The sequence below is a fragment of the Nocardia sp. NPDC051787 genome, from assembly GCF_040681325.1.
GTDB lineage: Bacteria > Actinomycetota > Actinomycetes > Mycobacteriales > Mycobacteriaceae > Nocardia.
The window spans coordinates 1-24557 of record NZ_JBFAYO010000033.1 but is presented as its reverse complement, the minus strand read 5'-3'; the positions used below and the strand labels follow the sequence as shown (position 1 = coordinate 24557).

20 protein-coding genes and 4 pseudogenes are annotated in these 24557 nt (G+C 63.1%); 13 read left to right on the top strand and 11 right to left on the bottom strand.

The window, feature by feature from the left end; all coding sequences use genetic code 11:
• Positions 1–135: 135 nt before the first annotated feature.
• Entirely contained in the window at positions 136–261 is a 126-nt protein-coding gene (locus AB0M45_RS27995; RefSeq protein WP_364335334.1) for a hypothetical protein, read from the bottom strand.
• A 65-nt stretch (positions 262–326) separates the two neighbouring features.
• Here AB0M45_RS27995 and AB0M45_RS27990 point away from each other — a divergent pair.
• Positions 327–559 (top strand): annotated as a pseudogene (locus AB0M45_RS27990) (KUP/HAK/KT family potassium transporter); the annotation flags it as partial.
• Between the two features lie 210 nt (positions 560–769).
• Here the strand turns inward: AB0M45_RS27990 and AB0M45_RS27985 are convergent.
• Positions 770–1411, bottom strand: a complete 642-nt coding sequence (locus tag AB0M45_RS27985) for a TetR family transcriptional regulator (RefSeq protein ID WP_364335332.1) — start codon at positions 1409–1411, stop codon at positions 770–772.
• A 210-nt stretch (positions 1412–1621) separates the two neighbouring features.
• On the opposite strand from AB0M45_RS27985, the gene AB0M45_RS27980 reads away from it, so the two are divergent.
• The 3 genes from AB0M45_RS27980 to AB0M45_RS27970 all read left to right on the top strand — a co-directional run bounded on the left by AB0M45_RS27980 (position 1622) and on the right by AB0M45_RS27970 (position 5233).
• The gene (locus AB0M45_RS27980) at positions 1622–2425 is read left to right on the top strand and encodes an SDR family NAD(P)-dependent oxidoreductase (protein WP_364335330.1); all 804 of its coding nucleotides are present in this window, start codon (positions 1622–1624) and stop codon (positions 2423–2425) included.
• Positions 2426–2457: 32 nt separating this feature from the next.
• Positions 2458–3585 carry a DUF5938 domain-containing protein gene (locus tag AB0M45_RS27975; protein WP_364335328.1) on the top strand — a complete coding sequence of 376 codons (1128 nt, stop codon included), beginning with the start codon at positions 2458–2460 and terminating at the stop codon, positions 3583–3585.
• Between the two features lie 88 nt (positions 3586–3673).
• Positions 3674–5233, top strand: coding sequence for a long-chain fatty acid--CoA ligase (locus AB0M45_RS27970; RefSeq protein WP_364335326.1), 1560 nt, complete (start codon positions 3674–3676; stop codon positions 5231–5233).
• 86 nt (positions 5234–5319) lie between these two features.
• Here the strand turns inward: AB0M45_RS27970 and AB0M45_RS27965 are convergent, their stop codons facing one another.
• Both AB0M45_RS27965 and AB0M45_RS27960 read right to left on the bottom strand, forming a co-directional pair.
• Complete coding sequence (locus AB0M45_RS27965) at positions 5320–6573, bottom strand: lipase family protein (protein WP_364335324.1); 1254 nt, start codon at positions 6571–6573, stop codon at positions 5320–5322.
• 579 nt (positions 6574–7152) lie between these two features.
• On the bottom strand, positions 7153–7422 hold the full coding sequence (locus AB0M45_RS27960; protein WP_364335322.1) for a hypothetical protein: 270 nt from the start codon (positions 7420–7422) through the stop codon (positions 7153–7155).
• A gap of 198 nt (positions 7423–7620) precedes the next feature.
• On the opposite strand from AB0M45_RS27960, the gene AB0M45_RS27955 reads away from it, so the two are divergent.
• The 4 genes from AB0M45_RS27955 to AB0M45_RS27940 are packed head-to-tail and all read left to right on the top strand — an operon-like array spanning position 7621 to position 9796.
• Entirely contained in the window at positions 7621–7845 is a 225-nt protein-coding gene (locus AB0M45_RS27955; RefSeq protein WP_364335320.1) for a hypothetical protein, read from the top strand.
• 48 nt (positions 7846–7893) lie between these two features.
• Entirely contained in the window at positions 7894–8907 is a 1014-nt protein-coding gene (locus AB0M45_RS27950) for an aldo/keto reductase (protein ID WP_364335318.1), read from the top strand.
• A gap of 7 nt (positions 8908–8914) precedes the next feature.
• Positions 8915–9160: a hypothetical protein gene (locus tag AB0M45_RS27945; protein WP_364335316.1), complete on the top strand. Its 246-nt coding sequence runs from the start codon at positions 8915–8917 to the stop codon at positions 9158–9160.
• A gap of 27 nt (positions 9161–9187) precedes the next feature.
• Positions 9188–9796 carry an acyltransferase family protein gene (locus AB0M45_RS27940; protein ID WP_364335314.1) on the top strand — a complete coding sequence of 203 codons (609 nt, stop codon included), beginning with the start codon at positions 9188–9190 and terminating at the stop codon, positions 9794–9796.
• Positions 9797–9860: 64 nt separating this feature from the next.
• Here the strand turns inward: AB0M45_RS27940 and AB0M45_RS27935 are convergent, their stop codons facing one another.
• A complete protein-coding gene (locus tag AB0M45_RS27935) occupies positions 9861–11021 on the bottom strand; it encodes a lipase family protein (protein WP_364335428.1) in 1161 nt (386 codons plus the stop codon).
• Positions 11022–11447: 426 nt separating this feature from the next.
• Here AB0M45_RS27935 and AB0M45_RS27930 point away from each other — a divergent pair, with 426 nt between their 5' ends.
• Entirely contained in the window at positions 11448–11903 is a 456-nt protein-coding gene (locus AB0M45_RS27930; protein ID WP_364335312.1) for a hypothetical protein, read from the top strand.
• On the opposite strand, the gene AB0M45_RS27925 is transcribed toward AB0M45_RS27930, so the two are convergent.
• Positions 11888–12241 carry a hypothetical protein gene (locus AB0M45_RS27925; RefSeq protein WP_364335310.1) on the bottom strand — a complete coding sequence of 118 codons (354 nt, stop codon included), beginning with the start codon at positions 12239–12241 and terminating at the stop codon, positions 11888–11890. The two genes, AB0M45_RS27930 and AB0M45_RS27925, sit on opposite strands and share 16 nt — an antisense overlap.
• Before the next feature lie 55 nt (positions 12242–12296).
• On the opposite strand from AB0M45_RS27925, the pseudogene AB0M45_RS27920 reads away from it, so the two are divergent.
• The 3 genes and pseudogenes from AB0M45_RS27920 to AB0M45_RS27910 all read left to right on the top strand — a co-directional run bounded on the left by AB0M45_RS27920 (position 12297) and on the right by AB0M45_RS27910 (position 15299).
• Positions 12297–13004 (top strand): annotated as a pseudogene (locus AB0M45_RS27920) (ATP-binding protein).
• Positions 13005–13075: 71 nt separating this feature from the next.
• Entirely contained in the window at positions 13076–13465 is a 390-nt protein-coding gene (locus tag AB0M45_RS27915) for a DUF6188 family protein (RefSeq protein WP_364335426.1), read from the top strand.
• A gap of 247 nt (positions 13466–13712) precedes the next feature.
• Entirely contained in the window at positions 13713–15299 is a 1587-nt protein-coding gene (locus AB0M45_RS27910) for an ISL3 family transposase (RefSeq protein ID WP_364335308.1), read from the top strand.
• A 181-nt stretch (positions 15300–15480) separates the two neighbouring features.
• Here the strand turns inward: AB0M45_RS27910 and AB0M45_RS27905 are convergent, their stop codons facing one another.
• The 5 genes and pseudogenes from AB0M45_RS27905 to AB0M45_RS27885 form a co-directional block, all read right to left on the bottom strand.
• Positions 15481–17124 carry a peroxidase family protein gene (locus AB0M45_RS27905; protein WP_364335306.1) on the bottom strand — a complete coding sequence of 548 codons (1644 nt, stop codon included), beginning with the start codon at positions 17122–17124 and terminating at the stop codon, positions 15481–15483.
• An 806-nt stretch (positions 17125–17930) separates the two neighbouring features.
• Positions 17931–18203: pseudogene (locus tag AB0M45_RS27900) on the bottom strand (DUF6083 domain-containing protein); the annotation flags it as partial.
• Positions 18204–19099: 896 nt separating this feature from the next.
• Positions 19100–21397 carry a DGQHR domain-containing protein gene (locus AB0M45_RS27895; protein ID WP_364335304.1) on the bottom strand — a complete coding sequence of 766 codons (2298 nt, stop codon included), beginning with the start codon at positions 21395–21397 and terminating at the stop codon, positions 19100–19102.
• The gene (locus AB0M45_RS27890; RefSeq protein ID WP_364335302.1) at positions 21394–22218 is read right to left on the bottom strand and encodes a Dam family site-specific DNA-(adenine-N6)-methyltransferase; all 825 of its coding nucleotides are present in this window, start codon (positions 22216–22218) and stop codon (positions 21394–21396) included. The genes AB0M45_RS27895 and AB0M45_RS27890 overlap by 4 nt, the downstream gene beginning before the upstream one ends.
• A 472-nt stretch (positions 22219–22690) precedes the next feature.
• Positions 22691–24061, bottom strand: a complete 1371-nt coding sequence (locus AB0M45_RS27885; protein ID WP_364335424.1) for an IS1380 family transposase — start codon at positions 24059–24061, stop codon at positions 22691–22693.
• A gap of 245 nt (positions 24062–24306) precedes the next feature.
• Here AB0M45_RS27885 and AB0M45_RS27880 point away from each other — a divergent pair.
• Positions 24307–24557, top strand: a pseudogene (locus tag AB0M45_RS27880) (hypothetical protein); the annotation flags it as partial.

Here is a 24557-nt window from a genome sequence, read left to right as displayed (position 1 = left end):
GCCAGCGGCGCAGGCATTCGGCACCATGCCCGGCCCGCAGACCACCACGAACTCGGGGTCATCGATTTGACGACCGACCAGACGGTCGTCCGAGTCCAACGACCGCCGAGCCGCCTGCGGCAAACCGGACTCAGATCAGCGCTGCTGAATGCGGGTCTGCGGGGGAATCGTCACATCATCATCGGCATACCGGGAAACATCCGATTCCACCACTCGCGTGCCATCGCCATCACCTGATCCAAGGTCATCATCGTTTTTCACCTCTTCTCGATTGAGACCCAAGCTCAGGGGTACCCCGGATGATCGTTTCTAACGGCGGACTGACCGGCCATTTCCACATCGCGTTCTTCGCCTTGGCCGCGGGCGTGCTCGCGGTCACCGGAGCCGAGGCGCTCTACGCCGACATGGGGCACTTCGGTCGCCGCGCGATCACCCGTGCCTGGCTGTTCCTCGTGTTCCCCGCCTGCGTGTCAGCCACCTCGGGCAAGGCGCGCTGATCCTCGACGATCCGAGGAATATCAGCAGCCCGTTCTTCCTGCTCGTGCCAGGCTGGGGCCGACCGTCGAAGATCGAGCTTCGGCGCGGGACCGCGCCCACCATGGCACCGTGGCGTAAGCGGCTGTTCATCGCCACCTCCTCCATCACCGCCGACGCCGCCGAGCATTTCGGATTACCGCCCGAACACACCGTCAGCATGGACTCCCGTATGGAGGTATAGGCGGCGGACAGCAGCTGTCGCGGTGCGCACCAGCGCCACAAGCGTGGCGAGTCAGGGGCGGCCGTCGCCGGTCACCAGGTCCAGGAGATGGGCGGCGTCGGCGCGCAATTTGTCCACGGCGTCGGCGCGTCCGGAGAGCTTGTGCAGCAGCGCTTGCTGGAACAGGCCGTCGAAGAGGGCGTACGCCGTTTTCGACGGCACCAGCAGAGGTTTGCCGGACAACTCCGCGTAGCGCCGCACGACGTTGTGGATCATCTGCTCGCGACGCCCGTCGATTTCGATGACGTCGTCGCGGAAGGACTCCTCGAACAGGCTCTGATTGCGCAAGTCGTACCACAGCCGGTGCAGCGGAGCATCGGTGTCCACGGTGGTGGCCATGGCGGCGCCGAAGTCGCGGCGCAGGCCCTCGGCCGTGGTCGCGGTGGCGACGATGTCGTCGTAGCGGGTGACGCACACCGCCTCGTACTGCCGCACCGCGTGGGTGATCAGCTCGACCTTGTCGTTGAAGTAGTAGTGCAGCACGCCGTGGGTGAACTCGGATTTCTGCGCGATCTCCCGCAGGCTGGTCCGGGCGTAGCCGAGTTCGGCGAGGGTGTGCAGCGCGGCGGCGGCCAACTGCGCGCGCCGTTCGGCGAACTTGTCCACCTGCCTGCGCGCGATGCGATCCCGTCTGGTCTCGACGATCTCGGTCACCGTGACTTCTCTCCGTCCACGCGTCCGCACCCTGCGAACCCGCTCAGTCTAACGCGGCCGATCGATACCGGACCGCATCACCTTGACAGTCGTCAAAGAAAATCTTGACGACTGTCAAAATTTCCCAGTAGTGTGATCCACGTCGCAGTCGGACGGAGCGCCGCATCGGGCGCCCGCGCCGCACAAGCCATCTCGAGGAGGAGATGCCGGATGAGTGGGTACGACCTGACCGGGCGCCGGGCGCTGGTAACCGGTGGAGCACGGGGATTGGGTGCCGGTATGGCAGAGGCGCTGGCCCGCGCCGGAGCCGCCGTCGCGATCGGCGACGTCCGCGAGGATCTCGGCAAGGACACCGTGGAGGCGTTGCGCACCTCCGGCGCCGTCGCCGAATTCGTTCCGCTCGATGTCACCGACGATGCGCGCTGGGAGCAGGCGGTCGCCGACACCGTGGCCGCGCTCGGCGGTCTGGACATCGTCGTCAACAACGCCGGTATCGAAATCACCGGTCTGCTGGCCGATCTCGATCCGTCCGAGGCGCGCCGGATGCTGGAGGTGAACGTGCTCGGCACGGCGCTGGGCATCAAACACGCCTTCCGCGCGATGCGTCCCGGTGGGGCGGCGGGCCGCGGTGGCGCGATCGTGAACATCGCATCGGTGGCCGCGACCATCGCGTTCCCCGGCATCGGGGTGTACTCGTCGACCAAGTCCGCGGTCGATCGGCTCACCCGGGTCGCCGCGATGGAGTCCGGCAAGCTCGGTTACGGCGTCCGGGTGAACTGCGTCTACCCCGGGCTCGTCCCGACCGAGATGGGCGCGCGGCTGGCCAGCGATGTGGCCGAGATCGGTCTGTTCCCCAGCGCGGAGGCCGCCGTCGGCGCCGTGATCGAGCAGACACCACAGGGACGGCTCGGCGAGGTCGCCGATATGGCCGACGCGGTGGTCTTCCTCGCTTCCGACGCCGCCCGCTTCATCACCGGGGCCGGCCTGCCGGTCGACGGCGGCATGGGCATGTGAGCACCGAACAACATCGAAAGGTCTGAGATCTCATGAGTACCGACAAGCCCGTCGTCGTCTACGGCGCCTCCGGCTATACCGGCCGACTGGTCTGTGAATACCTGCGCGAATTCAACATTCCGTTCATCGCCGCGGGCCGGGACAAGTCCCGCCTCCAGGAAGCGATCGAGAAGATCCCCGGCATCGACACCGTCGAGCACGAGATCGTCGAGGTCGCCCACGACGTGGGACCGCTGACCGAACTGTTCCGCGGCGCCTCCGTCGTCTGCAACACCGTCGGGCCGTTCTCGCAATACGGCCACGAGGTCGTGCAAGCCTGTCTCGCGGCAGGGACGCACTATCTCGACACCACCGGCGAACAGGATTGGCTCATCGACTGCGATGAGCAATACGGCACCGACATGGCCGAACGCGGACTGCTGCTGTCGCCGGGCATCGCGCAGATGTACACCACCGGCGAGATCGCCGCCAACCTCTGCCTCGAGACGCCCGGCCTGGACACCTTGGACATCCAGGTCTTCTGGAAGGGCTTCCCGACCGTCGCCTCGACGAAGACGATCCTGGTCAACGCTGCACTGTCCAAGGCCTATTACCTCGAGCAGAATCAGTACGTCGAGTGGCCCGCCGACGGCGGACTCTACGACGTCGTCGTGCCCGGCCAGCACGAAATCGGGCTCGCCCTGCCGTGGGGCGGCACCTCGCATCCGGTCTGGTTCAAACGCGATCCACGCGTCGCGAACGTGAAGGTGCTCGGCGGTGTCTTCAACCGGCCGCTGATGCTGGGCGTTCCGCAGATCGTGCAGGCCGTCATCGAGCAGGTGAAAGACCTTCCGGTGGAAGAGAAATACCGGGTGCTCACCGAGCAGGCGTCGGCCGTGCGCAGCGAGATGCCGCCGCGGGAGAATCCGCGCGTCAACACCTCGCTGGACTCGGTCCACGCGTCGGGTCCGCTGGCGCGCGCCCACTGCGTGATCTACGGAAACTGCAACTACAAGCAGACCGGTCTGCTGCAGGCGTTCGCCGCGAACTGGCTGTTGCAGGCGCCGCCGAAACAGGTCGGGTTCGCCTCGGCCTGCCAGGCGTTCGGCCACCGGGAACTGCTCGGGGTGCTGCGCGGTTTCGGGCTGGTCGCCGAACCGGTCCTCACCGTGCACCGCTGATCGCGCCCCGGCCTGTCGGCATCCGGTGCCGCATGCCGACAGGCCGGGATTTTCCATTCCACCCGCTTCGCTTTTCGAAGGAACGACCGTGCGTCTGACCGACTATCTCGACAAGGGCGCCTCCCTGGGCGCGACCGCGCCCTGCCTGACCATGAACGGGAACACGCTGACCTATCAGCAGGTCCAGCTATTGTCCTGGCAGGTCGCCCGCGCCATGCACGATTCAGGAGTGCGCCCGGGCGACAAGGTCGCGATCCTGTCGGCGAACGACGCACTCGCCTTCGCCTGCGTCTTCGGCATCGCCCGCGCCGGTGCGGTGTGGTGCCCGATGAACCCGCGCAACGAAGCCGCCGAAAACGGGGAATTGCTGGATCTTTTCGATTGCACATGCCTGATCTTCCACTCCGCTTTCGCGCCGCTGGTGGACGCCATCGCACCGCGGCTGCCCGCGTTGACGACCCTGATCTGCCTGGACGCGAACGTGTCCGGAGCAATGCGTTTCGACGAGTGGATCCGCGACTGTCCGGCAACCGAGTGGCAGGCCGAACCGGTGGACGACGTCATCATGCTGGTCGGCACCGGCGGAACCACGGGGCGGCCCAAGGGCGTCCGGCTCACCGGGCACAACGTCGAAGCGATGACGGCGCTCACGCTGATGAGCTACCCGTTCGAGGGACGGCCGCGCTACCTGGCTCTCGCGCCGCTCACCCACGCGGCGGGCGTGCTGTGTTTCCCGATCATGACCCTCGGCGGTGAGATCGTCGTGATGCCCTCCCCCGACTTGGCCGAATTCCTCGCACTGCTGGAGCGTCACCGCGTCACGCACACCTTCCTCCCACCCACGCTGATCTACATGCTGCTGGACCATCCCGACCTGCCGGGCACCGATCTCGGTTCGCTGCAATGTCTTTGGTACGGCGCGGCGCCGATGTCGACCGCTCGGCTCGAGCAGGCGCTGCATCGGATCGGGCCGGTCATGGGACAGCTGTTCGGGCAGTCCGAAGCCCCGATGATGGTCTCCACCCTGGCGCCGAAGGAGCATTTCCGGCCGGACGGTTCCATCGCGACCGAGCGGCTGTCCTCCGCTGGCCGTCCCACTCCCCTGACCCAGGTGGCGATCATGGATGGCGGAGGCCGGCTGCTGCCCACCGGCGAACGCGGCGAGATCGTGGTGCGCGGACCACTGGTGATGGCCGGTTACCACAAGAATCCGGAGGCGACCGCCGAAGCGTCGCGATACGGCTGGCACCACACCGGCGATATCGGCTACCTCGACGCCGACAACTACCTCTACGTCGTCGATCGCGCCAAGGACATGATCATCACCGGCGGCTTCAACGTCTATTCCGCCGAAGTCGAGCAGGCCCTGCTGGCCCATCCCGCCGTCCAGGACTGCGCCGTGGTCGGCCTGCCCGACGACAAATGGGGTGAGCGCGTCACCGCCGTCGTCCAGTTCCACACCGGCCGCACCGCCACCGCCGCTGAACTGCGCGAATTCGCCAAGACACGGCTCGGCGGCGTGAAAACCCCGAAACAAGTGGAGATCTGGGCCGACCTCCCCCGCTCGAAGATCGGCAAGGTGCTCAAACCCGAAATCCGCGCGCAACTGCGCGCACAGAGCAACGCACCGGAATCCCTTCCCCGCTGAGTTGGAATCGATAGTCACTAGAGCGAGCGACGCCGAATGCGCATGGCCGCCGGGTGCACCCTGTGGCGCGTCTACCAACCGCTTCGTCAGCAGGTAGTGGGGGCAGGCTCGCCGCGGACCCTTGCTTGGAGCCACAGCAGTGCCTGGGGTGTGCCCACTACCGCCGCGGTCAGATGCTCGACTTCGGGCATCTGTCTACCCGCGGGAACCCGCAGCGTCTGCACCCGTACCCCCGCCGCGCACCAGCGACGGAGGGTGTTCTCGGTGGCATCGACCAGAATCGGGTTGTCGTCCGGCGAATGCCATTCGAAGATCGGGGTTTCCGGTACCCCGGCGTAGAGTTCCAGGCTGTTCTCCTCCACCACCGACCGGGCTTCGCGGCTGTCGAAGATCGAGGTGTCGGTGACGTACTCGCCGGCGCTGCCGCCGATGCCTGCGGTGAGGATCTCATCGGCGCAGCTGTTGGCCATCTCCGCACCGACTTCGAGGCCGCGCGGGTTGAGATACGAGCTGATCGGCAGCCGGTCCGGGTACTCCCGCTCCAGGCCGATCGCCGCCGCCATGGCCAGCCCGAAGGACCGATGCGGACCTAAGCCCAGCGCCTCCGCCATCGTCACCATGTTCATCGGGGCGCCGCCGAAGGCCGCACCCGCGAGCTCCAGGTCAGGTGCGTACGACGGCTGCAGCGCGGCCGCCCATGCGGTGGCAAGCCCGCCGCCGGAGTAGCCGGCCAGCGCCGCTGGGCTGTGCTGCACGCCGAGTGCGGACAGCTGTTTCACCGCACGGATACCGTCCAACACGATCTGACCACCCAAACGCGCCGCTCCGAACGCAAAGTACGGTCCGAGATGATCCGGCAGCGCGACAGTCCAGCCCTGCGCCAGCACCGCGTTCAAAATCGGCATCGTCACCGTCACATTCCGATCGCCGCGGTACAGCGCGTGCGATACCGCGCACTGGGTGCCGAGCGAGTTGATGAAATGCTGATACGACAGCAGCGGCGCACCGGGCCCCTGGCCGAAGGGGGTGAGCACCGTGGTGGTCGCCGCGATCGGCGCGCCGTGTGAGTTGGTGGACCGGAATTTGACCAGCGTGACGGTGGCGCCGGGGAAGATCGCCACCGGCGGCATCGGGCGCGCGTCGAGCACATCACCGGGTCGGTGCGCCGCCAGATCCGGCGGGGCGGCGTAGAACGGGTCGGGATCCGGCCGCGGATACAACGGTTCCGCGGTTGCCGTCACCGCGAGCAGCAGCGCGAGTGCCACACCGCAGACAGCACCGAGGGCCTGGGCCGAACCGCTGCGTCTGCTGCTGAGAAAAAGAAGAAACTGCCGGGTCACAGGCCTTGACCTCCACGGGTAGTACGCGGCATTTCGTCGACCAGCCAGCATGAATTCAAATGCGACAGCACCGGCAAACTCCCAGCGACACGCCGGACAGAGCCGATTGTGCCGAGAAAATGATGCAACGTGACCTTCTACGCTCTGTGGTCTGTCCAGCGCCGCTACCAGGGGCCTGCTGACTGCGGCACCGCCCACGTGAACTGGTATTCCCGAGCCACTATGCAGTTCTCACTGCTCGGCGGTTCGATACACGTGTTGCCGCGATTCCCCGAACAGCTGCCAGGAGCGGCCTACGTCGAATACATGTCGCGGAACGCTTCCCGCACGGTGGCAGCGTCTGCCCCATCACGGTGCTCGATACCGGCGACCACTTCGGTGACGCGCCAGTAGTTGGACGGGACCAGTCGGCCGGACGTGACGGCCGTCAGGGCGGCGTGCGCGGCCTCGCCCGGCTTGTCGGCCGCGACGAGCGCCAGACCCAGATCCAGGTTTGCCGAGGCGATCCGGCGCGGCCGGACGGACGCGGCGCCGGCGAGGCCCGCGAGGACGTGCCGCGCGTATGACTCGGCGGCCGGATCACCGAGCCATGCCAGCGTCGTCGCGTGAAAACTCGGCCGCCACCGCGAACTTCCCGTCTGTCACTTGTTCCCACGCTCGCGTTTCCAAGCACCACGCGGCGATCTCCGCGTGCTCGGCTTCGGTCGCGACTTCCCATGCCGAATGCCCGCGCGCCGCGGCCGCTGACCGCTCTCCCAGGTCGATATGGCATCTGCTCGCCAGCAGCGACAGCCAACCGACCGCGACGAGTAGCCGTCGATGCTCGGCCAAGGTCTTCTTGCCGTCCATCAGGCGCGCGGCATAGCCGAGATGCTGAAACGCTTGTAGACGGCGAATTCATCCGCGCGACATCATGTCCGCGTAACGTGATTCCACCCCGCCACCGGGTGGATGCCGGCGTATCGGCACGGCCGGACATGAGCCCGTGCACGCCGTTCGTCCCCAGCGGCGGGTGCACCAAACGACAATCCGGCCAAGGGGGAAGCGATGGGGATCGGCACGCTGGCGGAAACGGCGGTGCTCGCCGTACTCGCGCCGGGCGGCATGTTGACCGCCGACCAGATCACCCGGGACGCGCAACTGACCGAGTGGATTGCCCGCCGGGCGATCGGCCAACTCGAATCGCGCGGCCTCATCATGGCGACGCCGTACGATGCGCGCTGGTCGATCACCCCGCGCGGCGTGGCAGTGGCGCAAGCCCATCAGTACTAGCCCTGACACGGCCTGCCTATGGGCGAGTGTGCATCGCAGACTGCTCTCATGATGCGATACCGGCTGTTCGGCCGAACCGGTCTGCGTGTGTCCGAACTCGTGCTCGGCACCATGGTGATCAACGATGTCGACGAATACCGGCGGATACTGCATGTTTTCGCCGACGCCGGAGGCAACGTCATCGACACCGCCTCGGCCTACGGTGCGAGCGAGGAGATGCTCGGCACGGTGCTCGACCACCGCGACCGGTTCGTCATCGCCACCAAGTACACACTGACCCGCGACGCAAGCGACCCGAACGCCTCCGGCAATCACCGCAAGAACCTGATCCGCTCGCTCGAGCAGAGCCTGCGACGGCTGCGCACCGACTACATCGACGTGTACTGGGTGCACGTATGGGACCGGCACACCCCGATCGAGGAGACATTGTGCGCGCTCGACGACGTGGTTCGCGCGGGCAAGGTGCTCCACATCGGCATCTCCGATGCTCCCGCGTGGGTGGTCGCCCAGGCGAACACCCTCGCCCAGTGCCGAGACCGGACACCCTTCTCCGGCCTGCAGGTGCCCTACAACCTGCTGCAGCGCGATATCGAGCGGGAACTGCTGCCGATGGCAGAGGCGTTCGGCATGAGCGTCACAACCTGGGCACCCCTGGCCCGCGGAATCCTTTCCGGCGCCGCAGGACGACGCGCCGACCCCGCCCAGCACACCGAACGGGAACGCGCCGCAGCCGCGGCCGTCGACACCGTCGCAACCGAACTCGGCGTGCCACCGGCACATGTGGCTATCGCCTGGACCCGGCACCGCTCGCCCACCGTGCTGCCGATCATCGGCGTCAGCACCGCCGCCCAGCTCACGGAGAATCTCGGCGCCGCGAGCCTCACGCTGCCGGAGGACGCGGTGAGCGCCCTCGAGGCGGCAGTCCCGTTCGAACTCGGTTTCCCCGGCGACTTCATCGCCGAGTGCGACCGATCGCCGCACGTCTACGGCGACACCGTAGGCCGAGTCGACGCCCACCGCCGAACACGTCCGAGTACCGCGTCTACGGACAACCGCAGGTAAGAGCTGCATGGAGCCACCGGAGGTCGGCACACTCGCGACGCGCAGCAGGACCACACCGCGGAACTGGAACGTCGACGTCGTCCGGGCGTTCGCCATCGCTGTGGTCGTGGTCGTGCATTGGATCTCGGTGCGAGTCACCGGCGGTGGGGGCGCCGTTCGGGGTGATCTCACCCTGCACAGCAGACCGATATGGGCATTGAGCTGGGTGCTGCAGGTGATGCCGCTGTTTTTTTCTCGCCGGTGGCTTCGCTAACACCCTCGTCATCGATCGGTGGCCGGTTTGCTCGCAGCGTCACTGACGATCGATGCACTGCGGTTCACGGGTTCGGGTTACGCCGAATGGAATCTGCTGTTCGTATGGTTGTTCTGTCATCAACTCGGCGTGCTGCACGCTCGCCGAACGCTGCACCCGGTCCCGGATGCCGGACTGCTCGCGATCGTCGCGATCGGTATCGCCGCACTCGTGGCAATGGTGCTGGCGGGACCGTATCCGCCGACCATGTACGGAGTAGCCGCCGCCGCCGTATCCAACTTGGCTCCCCCGACCGCCGCTATCTCCATTCTCGCCGTGATCCAGCTGGCGGTATTCACCTTCGCCGATCGACGAATGCGCACCTGGGAGCGACGCGGAAGCGCAGGTCGTGTCATCGACTACGTGTCCGCCCGCCTCATGACCATCTACCTCTGGCACATCCCGGTCATCGCGGCAGTCACCGGAGCCGCCCTTTCGGCGCCCGCGCTGCTCCTGCCGCGCGATCCGCATACCTGGTGGCTGACCCGGCCACTGTGGGTCCTCGGCTGCGGCATCGTGCTCCTCGGCGTCGTCCGGTTGATGACGTCGTTGGCGTCGTTCTGGCGGCCGCCCTGCTCAGCGCGACCCGCTCAGTGACTCCCGCACCGGGCACGCGAACCGCAGCAGCACTTCAGCCTGAGCGGTTCGCGTGACCGATGCGTCAGCAGGTGACGGGCGCAGGCTCTCCGCGAACCCGGGCCTGGAGCCACGGCAGTACCGTGGGCGCGCCCAGTAACGCCGCGGACAGATGCTCGACACCGGGCACCCGCAGTGTCTGCAACCGCACCCCGGCCGCGCACCAGCGGCCGTTGGTGTTGTCGATGGCGGCGACCGGAATCAGCGGATCGTCCGGCGAATGCCATTCGAAGATCGGCATTTCCGGCGCCCCGGCGTAGAGTTCCACGCTGTTCTCCTCCACCACCGCCCTGGCCTCGCTCCGCTCGAAGATCGAGGTGGTGGTGACGAACTCCCGAGCGCTGCCGCCGGCGCCGACGGCCAGGATGTCGTTGGTGCAGCTGTTGGCCATGGCGTCACGGATCTCGAGACCGCGCGCGTTGAGATGCGCGCTGGTCTGCACCCGGTCCGGGTACTCCCGCTCCAGGCCGATCGCCGCCGCCATGGCCAGCCCGAAGGCCGGATGTGGCTCCAAGCCCAGCGCCTCCGCCATCGTCAGGAGGTTCATCGGCGCGCCGCCGATGGCCGCGCCCGCGATCCGCAGGTCAGGTGCATACGAGGGCTGCAGCGCAGCCGCCCATGCGGTGGCCATGCCGCCGCCGGAGTAGCCGGTCATCACCACTGGGCTGTGCTGCAAGCCGAGCGGGGGCAGCTGTTGCGCCGCACGGATGCCGTCCAACGTGATCTGGCCACCCAAGCGCGCGGCGCCGAAGGCGAAGTTCGGTCCGAGATGATCCGGCAGCGCGATACTCCAGCCCTGCTGCAGCAGCACGTTCAAAAGCGGCGTCGTCGTGTTCAGATTCGTATCGCCGGCGTAGAGCAGGTGCGATACCGCGCAGTCGGTACCGAGCGCATTGATGAAGTGCTGATACGACAGCAGCGGCCCGTTGGGTGGATGGTTGGCGGGCGTGAGGATCGTGGTCGTCGCCGCGATCGGCCCGCCATGCGAGTCGGTGGACCGGAATTCGACCAGTGTGACCGACGCGCCGGGAAACAGGGGCAGCGGCGGCAGTGCCCGCACGTCGAGCACATCACCGGGTCGGTGCGCCGCCAGATCCGCTGGTGGAGCAAAGAACGGGTCCGGATGAGGCCGCGGATACAACGGCTCGGCGGTTGCCGACACCGCTAGCAGCAGCCCGACCGCCATACCGGCGAGCGGACCGAGGATTCTGGGTGAACCGCTACGCCAGCTGCGTAGGAAACGAGGAAACAGACGAGTCACGACCTTGACCTCCACTGGTAGTCCGGGCCATTCGTCGATCAGCAGGCCTGCATTAGAGGCCACCGTCAGCAAACTATCAGCAACACTCCGGAGCGGGAGTCCAGTGTGCTCGAAATGAAACCGTCCCGCGACATTCCTTCCATAACGAGTGCAGTGTCCGCTGCATCGACGCAGAACCACACTCGAGCAGGGCGCCCGATGCCGAGAAGCCATCGAGAAGATTGGCGCGGCGTGGTTTCCCGATAGCAATCGCCACTGCCACTAACCTGCTGACCGCACGCTTTCCAGAGGTTGACCCGCTGCCCGACCCGTCGCCGACGCTGATCGGCCAGGATTCGAGAAGGGAAATTCGTGCTGTCTCCCGTAACGCTCCTCGCCCCGGTTCTGTCCGCCGCCGCACTCCTGTCCGGTGTCGCCACGCTGGCCGCCTACGACGCCGAACCCGGCCCCGCGGCAGATGCCGCGTCCTACGTCGAAGCCACCGAAGCCGACGCCGAGGCTGCGCGTCTGGTCGCCCAGCCTTTCGACCAGTACCCGATCCCGACCTTCCCGACGTACACGACAAACTTCCCCACCTTCACCTTCCCGACCTACACGACCAATTTCCCGGCCCCGACCTTCCCAACCAACTTCCCGACCTTCCCGACCAACTTCCCGACCCCGACCTTCCCCACCTACCCGACCCCAACCTTCCCAACCACCTTCCCAACCCCGACATTCCCGACCACCTTCCCAATCCCGACTTTCCCCCCCAGCTTCCCGACCCCGACCTTCCCGACCAACTTCCCCGCTTACCCGAATCCTTGAATCGAGCCCGAGGGGTGAGAGCCGGGTAGCCATTGACCTGCGTCGGCTCGAGCGACGCTGCGGCGCCGATCCTGTTCCAGCCGATCGCGAACAACCGCTATGCAGAAGCCGATGGCCCGCATGTCGGTGCTTATGCGGCGGCGGTGCTCGAGCATCCACTGCCCTGGACGAAGATGCGGCAGGTCTACCGGCTGCTCGGGTTGGTGCGCCGCCACAGCGCCGACGCCGTCGATGACGCCTGTCGCCGCGCCCTGGACGTCGAGGTCGTCGACGTCGGCGTCATCGACCGCATGCTCACTCGCGGCACTACCGGCCAGCAGCTGACCCTGCTGCCGCACCGGCACCGTCCCGGTTCGTCTGTTCCACCACCGATTTCGCGGTCAGAAGGCCCTCATGAGCACCACTCGCCGTCCCGCCGCCGCCCCAGCGGCCAAACCGATCGAGGTCACCCCGGAGCTGAAGTCGCTGATACGCAGGCTCGAGCTCGGCCAACTCCTGGACACTCTGCCCGAACGCCTCGCTCTAGCGCGGTCGAACCGGCTGCCGCATCACACTTCCTGGAGATGCTGTTCGCCGACGAGGTCGCCCGCCGTGACCGGCAATCCGAGCAACGCCACGCCAAAACCGCCCACCTGGACCCGCAGATGCGCCTGGCGGCATGGGACGATTCGACCGCGGTCACCTTCGACCGCGAACTCTGGGCCGAACTGACTTCACTACGATTCCTCGCCGACGCCTACAACGTCCTGGTGATGGGACCAGTCGTGGTCGGAAAAACTTTCCTGGCCAACGTATTAGGACACATCGCCGTCCGCCGCCACCATACCGTTCACACCGAACGCGCCGACAAACTGTTCAAATGGTTGCGTGGTGAAGGTTGGACGGCAGCTACGAAGACGAGATGCGCAAACTGCACCGCGTCGACCTGCTGATCCGGGAAGCCCCCGAGATTCTGACCATGATGGCCGACCCGCTATGGCGCAGTCGGCGATGGACCGGCTGCAATCGGCCGCCTACGAACTCGTCATCGAGGGCGAGTCCTACCGGCAACGCCAGAAGCCGCGTCGCGGCAAACCGGCCCATCCCGGCGAAACGAGCTGACCAGCAGCACTCTCGCCGACACTCGATCGTCCGCACGCATCGGGTGTCTTCGTTACGCTCTGGTCGTGGCCATGGGTGAGTTCACCGCGTTGACCGGACTCGAGATCGAACAGATCTGGGTCTGGAAATCGTGTCTGCGCCTGGTCTTCGATCTCGGAGCACCCGATCAGCCCGGTGTTTACCTGGACCTGACCGACTTTCAGTTCACCGACGCGGCGAACAAGAAGCGGGAAGTCCGAGTCGAGGACGATCCGCTCACCGCAGGTCCGGCCCTGGGCTTGCTGAACCATCGACTCACTACCGCGAAGGTCCGGGACTGGGAACTCACCCTCACCTTCGACACCGGCGCACACATCCTCTGCCCGCCACAGGAACGCTACGAAGCCTGGGCAGCCTACCTTCCCGACGAACGCTGGCACTGCCCGCCCGGCGGACCCGAGACCGACTGGCCACACCCCTGACACCCAGCCCGGGATCGACCAACCACCCCACACTCGGCCACCATCAGCATCAGGCCACGCGACCGGAACCAACCCGGTCCCATATTCAGGTTCTGGCGCAGGAAGCGTGACGCCGCTGGTCGGCGGCTTGCCGTGGGCGGCCTGCTGCTGGTAGTGATGACGGGCGTGCGCTGGTGATCTGGTTCGAAAATTGTTGCCGCACTTGGGTTCCGTCGTCATCGGCGGGATTCGCAGTGATGGTGATGCGGTGATCGTCGAAGCTGCTGCTGCCACGGCTATGGCCCAGTGCCCGGAGTGCGGAACCGCCTCCGGGCGTGTGCATTCCCGGTACCGGCGAACGTTGAGCGACGCCGCTGTCGCAGGGCGCGCGATGGTTCTGGTGCTGATCGTGCGACGGTTCTTCTGCGGCAATACTGGGTGTGCGGCGAAGACTTTCGCCGAGCAGGTGGATGGGCTGACCACGCGGAGGTCGCGGCGGACGAATCAGCTGACGTCGATGCTGACCACGATCGGGCTGGAGCTGGCCGGACGCGCTGGTGCGCGGCTGGCGCGGCGGCTGGGTCTGGCCGCCAGCCGCGACACGCTGTTGCGGCTGGTCCGTGCGGTCCCGGATCCGCCGGTGGGCACCGTCACGGTGCTCGGCGTCGACGATTTCGCCGTTCGCCGCGGCCGCACCTATGGCACGGTCCTGCTGGACATGTCGACGCATCGGCCCATCGACATCCTCGACGACCGGGAAGCCGACACCCTGGCCGAATGGCTGTCCGCGCATCCAGGGGTCGAGGTGATCACTCGAGACCGAGCCGGAGCCTACGCTGACGGCGCGCGCCGCGGCGCACCGCAGGCCATCCAGTGCGCGGACCGATGGCATCTGTGGCACAACCTGGGCCAGGCGGTGGAGAAAACCGTTGTCGCCCATCGCAACTGCCTGCGCGAAGCATCCACGGCGGCAACCGATTCCACGGTAGCTGACCAGCCTGCAACCACGGAAGCATCCAGTCCGGCGGGCACACTGCCGCCGGTGCCGGCGGCGGATCCCGGCGATCGGTATGCGCAGCTGCGGGCACGCACCGCCGAGCGCTACCACGCCGTGCACGAACTGCTCGACCAGGGCGTCGGGCTGCGCACGATCGCCAAACAGCTCGACATCGACCGGAAAACCGCCCGCCGATTCGCCGCCGCATCCAGCCCCGACGACGTGATCGCTGCCGCCACGTCCCGGGCGGCGCTGCTGGACGAGTACGCCGGACACCTACTCACCCGCTGGAACGCCGGCTGCACCGACATCGCCGTCCTCACCGCCGAACTGCACCAGCTCGGCTACCGCGGCAGCCAGCGCACCGTCTACCGCTACCTGCAGCCCTACCGCAGTGACAGGAAAACCCCTCGCCCAGCGGCAATTCCACCAGCGAAACCGAAAATCCGTGCCGTCACCGCCTGGATCATGCGAGACCCGGACACCCTCACCGGCGACGACGCCCAACAACTGACCGCGATCCTGGACTGCTGTTCCCAACTGGCAGCTGTCCGCCGCCACGTCGGCGCCTTCGCGGTCATGATGCGCGACCGACACGGTGATCGCCTGCCGGACTGGATCGCGCAGGTCCGCGCCGAGGACCTGCCCGCGCTGCACTCTTTCGCCACCGGCCTGGAACACGACTTCGCCGCCGTCACCGCAGGACTCACTCTGGAATGGAGCAATGGGCCCACCGAGGGCACCGTCAACAAACTGAAGCATCAGAAACGCCAATGCTTCGGACGGGCGAAGCTGGACTTGATACGCAAGCGCCTTCTACTCACCCACCCCACCGTGAGCAAACTTATGGCGAAATGATCACGCTTCCCGCGCCAGAACCCTTCAGCCTGGCAGGCGACAAGCTGCGTGACCTTGCACCCACCTGCGGCGGTTTGATGTTGGCGATAACGTCGTCCATCTGGTTCCGACGGCTGCCGCGTTCCCGGCGGTGCTGGACAAGTGCAGGAGGCAGCAGTCCGCGCGGTTTCGAGGGCTGAGTTCAGCAGCTGAACTCGACCACCACCTTGTCAGGCGAGGTGGAATTGCGGGCGACGATCTGTCCGAGCGAGTTGGTCTCCTCTATGATTTCAAGGCCGATGCGTGAGAATGTCTCCTCGTTGAAGACGTTGCGAGCCAGCAGCGGGTTGGTGAAGGCTTGAGTGAACGCGTCGTGTGCCACCATCGTCGTCAACAACTCACCCATCATGAGGTAATCGGGGTAGTCCTCGGCAAAAATCCCGACATACCACTCGAGATCATCGATGTTCTTGTAGAGTTCCTCGATCCTACGGCGCAATTCCGGGTCGCGGGTGAGCTGCTCGAAGCTCGACAATCGCCGGAGCCCGAAAGCTTCCCGGTATTCGTTGTAGGAACGCAACTGCGCCTTTCTCATCAATGCGACCGTCCGTTCCTCGGTGGAGGGATCTTCTGGTCGAGACCGGTCGACAAGAAAGTGTGGGGTGTTGCGAAGTCCGATCTTTCCTGCTCGCTCCCACGAGCACTGCGCCATCAGCGCCTCGATTCCCCGACGCAACAGCAACGGGTTATTGTTGCGGAATTCGGACGGTTCCATCCGGTCGGCGCCGCTGCCAATGCTGTTCGGCACGAGCGAGTGCCATCGGTATAGCAAGTTGAACTCGATGGCACACCAGTTCGAGCGGTTCCAGCGTTCCCCTTCTGCCAAAAATGGGACTGTCTCGATCGGGAAGCCGAAAGGCGCAATGTGTCTGATGTATTGCTCGATCACCAGCTTCAGCAGTATGACGATCATGACGTTGCGAGTGGTATCGAACCACCGGTCATCGTCCCATTTCGGGTACTCCTGCTCGAGTATTCGTGCGATCCGGTTGTGTTCACGATAGAAGACGGTATTCAACATCGTCTGGCCGATGGTCGAGTTGCCGTGCTCGAGTCCGACGGCGAACATCGTGTCCTTGTGCTCTTCTGGGGCACCGTCGAGTATGAATTTTATGAGGAACTCCTCGTCGTGGAGGCCCTTGAATTCCGGCTTGACGACGAGCGATGCTCCCGGCTGCCGACGCTCGAAAAGAAATTCCGGAAATTCCTCGTCGCCGATGTACTGGGTCTTCAGTCGGCCGCCGGTCTTCGAGCGCAGCATGGAGGTCTTTTCCTCGGTGAGCCCGTAGATCTGACACAAGTCTATTTCATGATTGGACGTGTTACGTTGATAATCTTCGGGACCCGTACCGTGACTCGTACGCAGAAAACTATCGGTGAACCACTGAGCAAAGAACATGAACATTACACTGGTGTCAGTGGACTTGATTTCCTGATCTCGCCGGAACAGTGCGACCACATCGGCCTGATTGGGCCATTTCTCCTGCTGCTCCGGGGGAGCCGGCGGTAGGTGGCGCCCGGTGTACGTACGGTCGGTGAGCGTCCGCCAGGTCGTGTAGTCGCGACCGAGTGTCAGCGGGCGTGGCCGCGGTGAGGTCGCGTAGCCGTAGTAGTTGACGAAAAACCGGCTCAACTCGCGCCGCAGGGCGGGTACTTTACCCAGCGGTTCGATCACATTCGGCAGAAACTGGTTGAGCGCCGGGGGCAGTATCGGCGGCCGTAGCCCCAGTAGTGCGATCGGCCTTGACAGTTGTCGACTGAATGGAACGTCCGGCAGCTCGAACATCAAGCTTCCTCCTGGCGGCTCGGTAGAGTTCGCGGATAATGCCCTCGAGTGCAGCCGGTGCGATGTCCTGTCGCCAGTATAGCGATGTCATGTTCGCCGAGTGTCCGATATCGATCATGTTGAGCGATTTCCTTCCGCTCCATTGAAATGCAGATACAGAACACAGCCCGGATCGTCGATCCGGGAGCCGGGCCCGACGATTCAAAATCGAGTCCGAACCGTTGCGGCAGAACGGAATACGCCCGGTCCCCGTGTTGCGTAAGGGTTTTCACACGCGCGGTATCGAGACATTCCGGATAGGCCGCATTCCGACTGGGGACACTGGGCAAAATCTACTCTTTGTTGTGGGTGGAAATCCCACCTGGCAAACCCCCCGCGAGGTCGGTCCCGAATGGAACTCGAGCACCGGCTCCGTGCGCCCTCGGCCCGAACGGTGACCGGCCGCCCGACGACACGGGCACCTACTGCCGGACCGCATGAACCCCACGCACCCAGAGGACAATCGCGTGGAGCCCAGTCCGCACCTCGACGCCAAGCCCGTTGACGGGCTCGTTTGTGGGGCGGGCGGGGCTCGAACCCGCGACCAATGGATTATGAGATCAAACACTCCGAACACTGTCCTGACCAGGCAATACACACGTAAGTAAGGACCATACCGACGAAATACATTGCTGTCGAAGCACGTTCTATCGATCTTGGTTGCAGAGACGAAGTGGGTCCCCGAGTCCAGCTACTCGACATGAAAACCCGCCCCCAGTGAGTCAACCAACTCGAGTCGACCGACGCTCGCCAGTGGGGCGATGTTGTTACTGATTCTCTCTAGCCATCCAGTCTCGCCGATTCCCCCGCCACACAGCCAGCAACAGCGTGCCGTCTTCGGGTGCTCGTTTCGCCGGGAAGACGTCAAAGTGGGTGATCCGGCATTCGTCAGTCGGGTTGGCTGACCCCAAGTTCACTGCTGTGCCGTCACCAGCAACGCGCCAGCGCTTACCCGGTGGTATCTTCGAAAGTGGGTAGTCGCCAGGCTCCAGCAGCAGCCAACGCCCGTTCAAAGTCCGGTGCCAAGAACATTCGGCACCGCAGTACTTGCATTAGCTGGGCGTACCCTCCCTCGGATCAACCGTCGGCCCGGTACGGATTTGCTCAGCCACCAGTTCAACATCGGGACGCTGTGGTTCGCGGTCGGGAAACTGCACCGCCTTGTCCCAGCACTCATCGCAGGCGACCGTACGAAGCGGCACAGGTCTTTCCCGCGCCCCCTCGCTCGCGCCGCAGACCATGCACGCAACAATATCCACAACCGCCAAATATACCGGTGCACAGACGGTCTGCGCGTCACCAATTCCATCGAAGGGCACCTCCGGCGGCGGGTTGTTGATCCGCCCCACGACCCGTCGCCGACCCATAGCAGGCTCAGGTCCACGAAGCTCCTTGTTGAACTCCAGATTATGAGTTCAATTACAGTCAGCTATGTGCCGGCCAGCAAGAACCTGCTGGTTAGAGACCTGGTTCCTATAATCTATTGGTCTATACTCCCTACGTTCCGCCCGGAACAGTTCCGCTCACCTCTTCGTCGCCTTCCCTTGCAATGTTGGAGACACGCAAGTTGACGTACGGGGGAAGCCAGTTGTCGCCGTCGCCGCGATGGGTGGCTCCCCGCACCCCCAGATCAGTACACGCGGATGAATAGAAGTCATCACGAAGAGTCCCCAAAATCCTGAAATGCCTCAAACCTCCTCGTGCTCAGGGCTCCCCCTCCAGCGCCATGAAGCTGAAGTCATACACCGCCATGTGCCACCGACGCGCAGCGGCGATCGGATCCGGGGAACCTAAAAAGCACTTGTTCCCATTTCACGGTCCGGTGAGCCTCTGCATCCGCCAGAGCATTCGCTACTTGGGTTCCGCGCCATCTAACCGGCGGACCGGCTGGGCCGCATCGAAGACACGTCCATCCGGATGTCAGCAGTAATTATGATTACAGGTAGTTGTCCGCCTTACCCTCTACAAGCCAAGTTTTCAAGGTAACCAGAAATTCATAATCATCTTCCCGGACAGATCCCCCATGGACGATGTCATTTCTGATTTTGTTGAGTCGACCAATCCAGTTTGTACGCTCTTTCCACGACCCGCGCTTATGTTCATCTCCCGGCTTGGTGTACCTCTTCTCGAATAGCTTCTTCCACAGCTCATTGTTTTGTACAAGTATCTTTTGATAATCGACCAGGTACAAGCAGTCCCATTCCTCTACCTCTTCGTCAAGGTCGAGTTCAGCATTCTTCTCCACCGCCAGCTTCCCAGCGCTCGTACGCACCACGGCCGGAACTCCCAGCTTGAACCACTTGTTACCATACTCGCCCTCAAGTCGTTTGCGGACGTCACTCTTAAGAAAATCCTCAAGTTCTCTAACCATGACGACGGAGTCTTTATTAAATTGCTTAGTCTCGTTAGCAATATACTCTTCAAGGCCAGGAGGCTTGAAATCGGGAACCGACTCGTGGATCGCTATCTGCAAGCGTCGCCAATATCGGATTGCCCCTCCCGATCCATATTGTTTCCGATACGTTAAACGCTCTTCAGGAGAGAGTCCATGTAGATGAGTTATCATCGGATCCAGTAGAGGCTTCACCTCTTCGAAGACTCTATCTGGATCTCGTGAGAACGGAGAAGAATCACGACCAGCGACCACATGATCGACAGCGTCACTGAATATTCTAAGCATCGCTTCGACGCCGTTATTGATAAATATAAACCCACCTTCAGAGCTCCCCAGATCCCATTGCCCCCTTACACCATCACGAACATACATGAGACACTTCTCAATGAAATTAGCTAGTGGGCCGAAGGACTGATCGTTGGATCCCCTATAAAATGTCCCAGCATGGAGCACCTGAGTCTTGCTAAATGTGCCCAGATAGTTTGCGCGCTCAATACCGCGGCGAACAGCATCGATCGTTATGCATCGAGTCGGCGACTTGGTGCTCTCTCCTATGAGAATCCGGCCACACAACACCGAATTTCTCGATTCTCCAAGATGCTGAGCAATCTGCAGAATTAGTGAGCGCACCCGCTCACTAAGATCTGGCGAGTCCGAAAGGAGATCTGCGTTAAGCGTAAGCCGAAGGGCCTTCGGCACAGCTTGTTGATACTCGTTTATCTCCATAAATAAGCGAACCTGGTCAGAGCGCTTCAGATCTACAAATGCGACAACAGGGATAAGATCCGATCCGGCTCGCTTCGAATTGGCATATCCATATAGCCGATGTTGGCCATCGATGACAAAGGCGGCGCGGTACTTCTGCGGAAGATGCAATATTCCCACGCGACTCACAGCTCCTTGTAACTGACCACCAAGCAGGTCGAATTTCACGCGGCGCCCGCCCGAATCTATATTCAGTATCAGGCAGTTAGGGAAGAACCCGCCGTCCTCTACGAACTTGGATATTACCTTGAGTCTTGGACGCTTAATAAGGCGCTGATATGTGGGCATCAGATCCCTGTTGGCCCTAGTCCGATGGAGAATATATGCCACTTTTAGTAGACGCTCAGGCTCAATAACAAACGAATAGTACGTGTGCCCACCCATGCGCGCCTCTATTGCAGCAACACGAGGATCCAGCTCGGGAATCTTCTGATTCGCAAACAGGCTTCCAAGGATTTGATATTTGGCAGCCTTGCCTAAATGCTCCGCAAGCTCAATATAATACTCTATAGTGTCATGGTCCATATGAGCAATCTGGGCACTTCCCAACAGACGCTCAGTCTGTGGAGTGACCTCACAATTGTTGGTGACAAGAAGGAAGCGAATCTTCCTTCCCGGAAAGGCAGCTCGGACTCTAGCTATTAACTTGTCTCGGTTATCTTCTATGAATGCAATATCTTCTTTGAAACTCTGGTTCTTATTGTCATCGAATGACCGACAGAGTGCGATTAGCGCAACTTCTTCGTCTGCTGCGAATATCTCTACGCTACGCGAGCTATCCGAAATCGGCACCCATGGAAGAGTGCCTTGTTCATTGTTCATGTGGGCGAATCCGAGCTTTGCAAAGGCTGCCCAGGCACGATCTCGAAATCGTTCATGGACATCCTTCGGCTTCCTCATCCTTACACCAGTTTTCATCCGCTTTTCAACGAACCAGCCGTTCTGCTCATATTCAGCAACGGCAGAGAATGACACTGTCTTAAAATGAGCGACTGCGAACCGTCTGCGGATCTCTGCGGGAATACTTCTAGGCGGTACCAGATATTCCTGGTTGTCTGATTCAAATCGGGTCACAGCACACCCACGTTAGTGAAGAGATACTCGGATGCCGATCCCCTCGCTGATGCAGAACCACCTACCGCGTTTCTGCGCTTCGTGACTACGAGGCGGTCGCCCTTATCAAACAGTTCTGCAATTGAATCGTGAGCAGCATTAGACAGAATGTAGTATGCTCCTGCCTTCTTAATTTCGTCGACGACGTTGCTTAGCCTGCGCTGATCTTCCCATGAAAAAAGTTTTTGATTGTATTTGACAAATCCATTATTGTTATGGGCGACCGTATAGGGCGGGTCCAAAAATACCAGATCTCCAGGACCGACACTATCGAGGCACGACTCGAAATCGCGCGCATCTAAAGAAGAATTTTGCAGCCTCTGCGAGACGGTTTTTAAAGCTTCGAGTGTCGGCATTCTCGGGTTCTCGCGACGACCGTATGGTACGTTGTACTGGCCATTGAGGTTAACCCTGTATATTCCATTATATGATGTATGGTTCATGTAGATGAATCTAGCCGCTCGTTCGATGGCCAATTCCGGTATTTCACTACGCACTGCATAGTAATGCTGAGAAGTGTTGACATGCTCGGATAGCAGCTCGTGCAGGGCACGATATTCGTCTCGAATGCACTCGTATACTTCGATAAGATCTGAGTTTGTATCGGCTAGAAAAGCTTTGCCAGCGTATGTGAGCCCTAGGAATACCGCCGCGCCACCCAAAAATGGCTCATGGTAGTTTATGATCCGCTCCTCACCGATGATGGTTCTAATCGTCGGCAGCAGCCAACGTTTTCCGCCTGCCCAACGCAGGATTGGATCAGCCTGTTCAACGTTTTGCACGTTCCCCTACTTATTTCGTCAGCTTTGTTCCTGCTCGTGCCACGAACCCCGAACGCACCCGTAGGCAATTCGGACACAACGTGCTGGTACCCAAGGTCAGCCCGAAATCCTCCCGACGCACCAACACTGACCCCCTCCTGTCCTCAACTGGACCGGACCGTCCGAAGACTGCCGCAGCATCTAGAAGCGACAGGCTGAAAAGCCTAGCAAGAGATCTCGGGATCGGGAGCAGTCTAGGATCGATTTTCCGCTTCAAACCCATTGGGGTACTGCTGCTTTCGCCTTGCCCGCAGGTCAGACTAACCTCGACCTTTCGTCGGGCCTCCCCTGCGTGATCGGGTTCGGATTGGTTTCCGGTCGCTGATCAGCGACCGGTGGGCAATGCGGGGTAGCCCGGTCAGCGGGGTGGCTACCGGGTTCCACGGGCCCGGATGGCGGTCCTTTCAGTGGTCGTTGGTGCGGTTCGGGCTGGTCAGCCTGGGTGCAGGCAGTTCAGTGCGGTGAGTAGCAGGCCGGTGCCGCGGTGGTGACGGGATAAGCGCAGATGGACACGGCGGGCGTGGTGTGCGACCCGGGCTGGGATCGAGAATAGTTGCAGGCGAAGTGTTTTCGGTTCCCAGCGGCGGGCTGGATGGTCGTGCAGGCCGAGGGTCTGCAGCCAAGCGGTCAGATCGAGCGCGCGCGCGACGATCGCGACCCAGATCCGGTTGGCGTTGCACCCTTTGAACGGCAGGTTGCGCAGTCCGGTGTCTTTCGCGGCTCGGATGCGGTCCTCGGCGCGGGCGCGGCGGCGGTGACGTAGTTCCAGGTCAGGGAGCTGACCGCGGCGAGTGTTGGTGACGAACGCGGTCAACCTGAGGCCGTCGACGTCGGTGAACCGCAGCTGAGCGCCGGGATGCGGGCGTTCTTTCCGCACGATAAGGCGCATACTGTCCGGCCAGCCGGTCAGGTCGAGCATGCCGGTGAGCTCGGCGACCCAGGCTCCTTCACGGACCTCGCCGTCGGCGTCGTAGGCGGGAGTCCATACGTGTTTCGGGATCCGGTCGACCGCCTCGACAATGGTGTCGGTGAGGGTGAAACCCAGCGAATACTGGACCCGCCGCGCGGTGCAGTAGTCGACGAAATCGTGGGTGCCGCCACCGGAATCCGTGCGCACCAGTACTTTGCGGCCGATCCGGTAGCCCGGCTGCCACGGCAGCTGCGCGATCGCGGCGGCCAGGACCTGCTTGTGGTCGGCGGCGGTATTGGCGCCAGCGTTGCCCGCCCGCAGCAGTTCGGCGACCGGTTCACCGGTGCCGTCCGGGCCGTGATCGGCGAACGCCAGCAACGGGTGGAAACCATATCCCTTCTTGAATGTCGTTGCCGCGCATTCCTTCTCGGAGTGCGCATCGAGCAACGTCGCATCCAGATCGATGGTCAGCGGATTCGCGGCGGTGATCGAGTGATCCGGTGCCTGGTCGCCAGCAGCCCGCCAGGCCGCCGAGCGGGCGGTGGCACGGGCAGATGCGATGGCGGCCAACACCTGCGGCGCGTCGGCGGCCAGTGTCGTGATCAGCCGGGACACCGTCGGGTCCGACGCCACGGCACCGAACACGCCCGGTTCACCGCGTAGCAACGCCAGGTCGGCGGCGCAGTCGCCGCCGACGGCGACCGTCACGGCCAAGTCCAGCAGGATCTTCCCCGGATCATGAATCGCGAGGGGTTTCCGCCACGGCGCCAGCACCTGCGACAACGCCCGATCCAACCCCACCCTCGCCGCAGTCCGCAGCAGCGCCACCGCCCCGGCCTGCGACACCACCTGCGATCCGTCCCCGTCAATTTTCAGCGACGGGTACCACGACATAGACTCCCTCACCAGAAAGGTGCTCCTCGATACTGCTGATTCAACCTTGTACAAGTCGCATCACCGCAGCTCAGAGCCACTTTTGCCATTTCAGGACCATCTTCAGCTCAATAGGCGTGATTGGCCGAGGCTAACCGCATGCACTGGCAGCCGTTGCATCGGAGCTGTCCCGTGCCAACCATTGCGGCGAGACCCAACTCGCCACCGCACTGAGCGCGTCCTGACGCGCGAACACGCCACCGCAGGTGGCGCAGCTCAAGACGCAACTTCCGCACCTGACGCAACCACCCACCCACCCCTTCCTTGTGGTCCTCCCTTACGGTCTCTCTCTTCTGGTCCTGATCCCTCCCAATGTTTGGTGTTGGCTCCCTCCCCACCCGGCCGACACTTTCTATGAACAGCGAGACCCGCGCAGCGCGGGCCACCCCTTCGGCTTCGACAAGCAGGGATGCGACATCTACGCCCGAACCGTCTACGGCGCACGGGCTTCCGTGCT

Bases quoted from the DNA above. Each gene is read 5' to 3' on its own strand.
- AB0M45_RS27980 (WP_364335330.1), top strand. From the start codon at position 1,622: ATGAGTGGGTACGACCTGACCGGGCGCCGGGCGCTGGTAACCGGTGGA.
- AB0M45_RS27975 (WP_364335328.1), top strand. From the start codon at position 2,458: ATGAGTACCGACAAGCCCGTCGTCGTCTACGGCGCCTCCGGCTATACC.
- AB0M45_RS27960 (WP_364335322.1), bottom strand. From the start codon at position 7,422: ATGGACGGCAAGAAGACCTTGGCCGAGCATCGACGGCTACTCGTCGCG.
- AB0M45_RS27955 (WP_364335320.1), top strand. From the start codon at position 7,621: ATGGGGATCGGCACGCTGGCGGAAACGGCGGTGCTCGCCGTACTCGCG.
- AB0M45_RS27950 (WP_364335318.1), top strand. From the start codon at position 7,894: ATGATGCGATACCGGCTGTTCGGCCGAACCGGTCTGCGTGTGTCCGAA.
- AB0M45_RS27945 (WP_364335316.1), top strand. From the start codon at position 8,915: ATGGAGCCACCGGAGGTCGGCACACTCGCGACGCGCAGCAGGACCACA.
- AB0M45_RS27935 (WP_364335428.1), bottom strand. From the start codon at position 11,021: ATGGCGGTCGGGCTGCTGCTAGCGGTGTCGGCAACCGCCGAGCCGTTG.
- AB0M45_RS27915 (WP_364335426.1), top strand. From the start codon at position 13,076: ATGGGTGAGTTCACCGCGTTGACCGGACTCGAGATCGAACAGATCTGG.
- AB0M45_RS27905 (WP_364335306.1), bottom strand. From the start codon at position 17,124: ATGTTCGAGCTGCCGGACGTTCCATTCAGTCGACAACTGTCAAGGCCG.
- AB0M45_RS27885 (WP_364335424.1), bottom strand. From the start codon at position 24,061: ATGTCGTGGTACCCGTCGCTGAAAATTGACGGGGACGGATCGCAGGTG.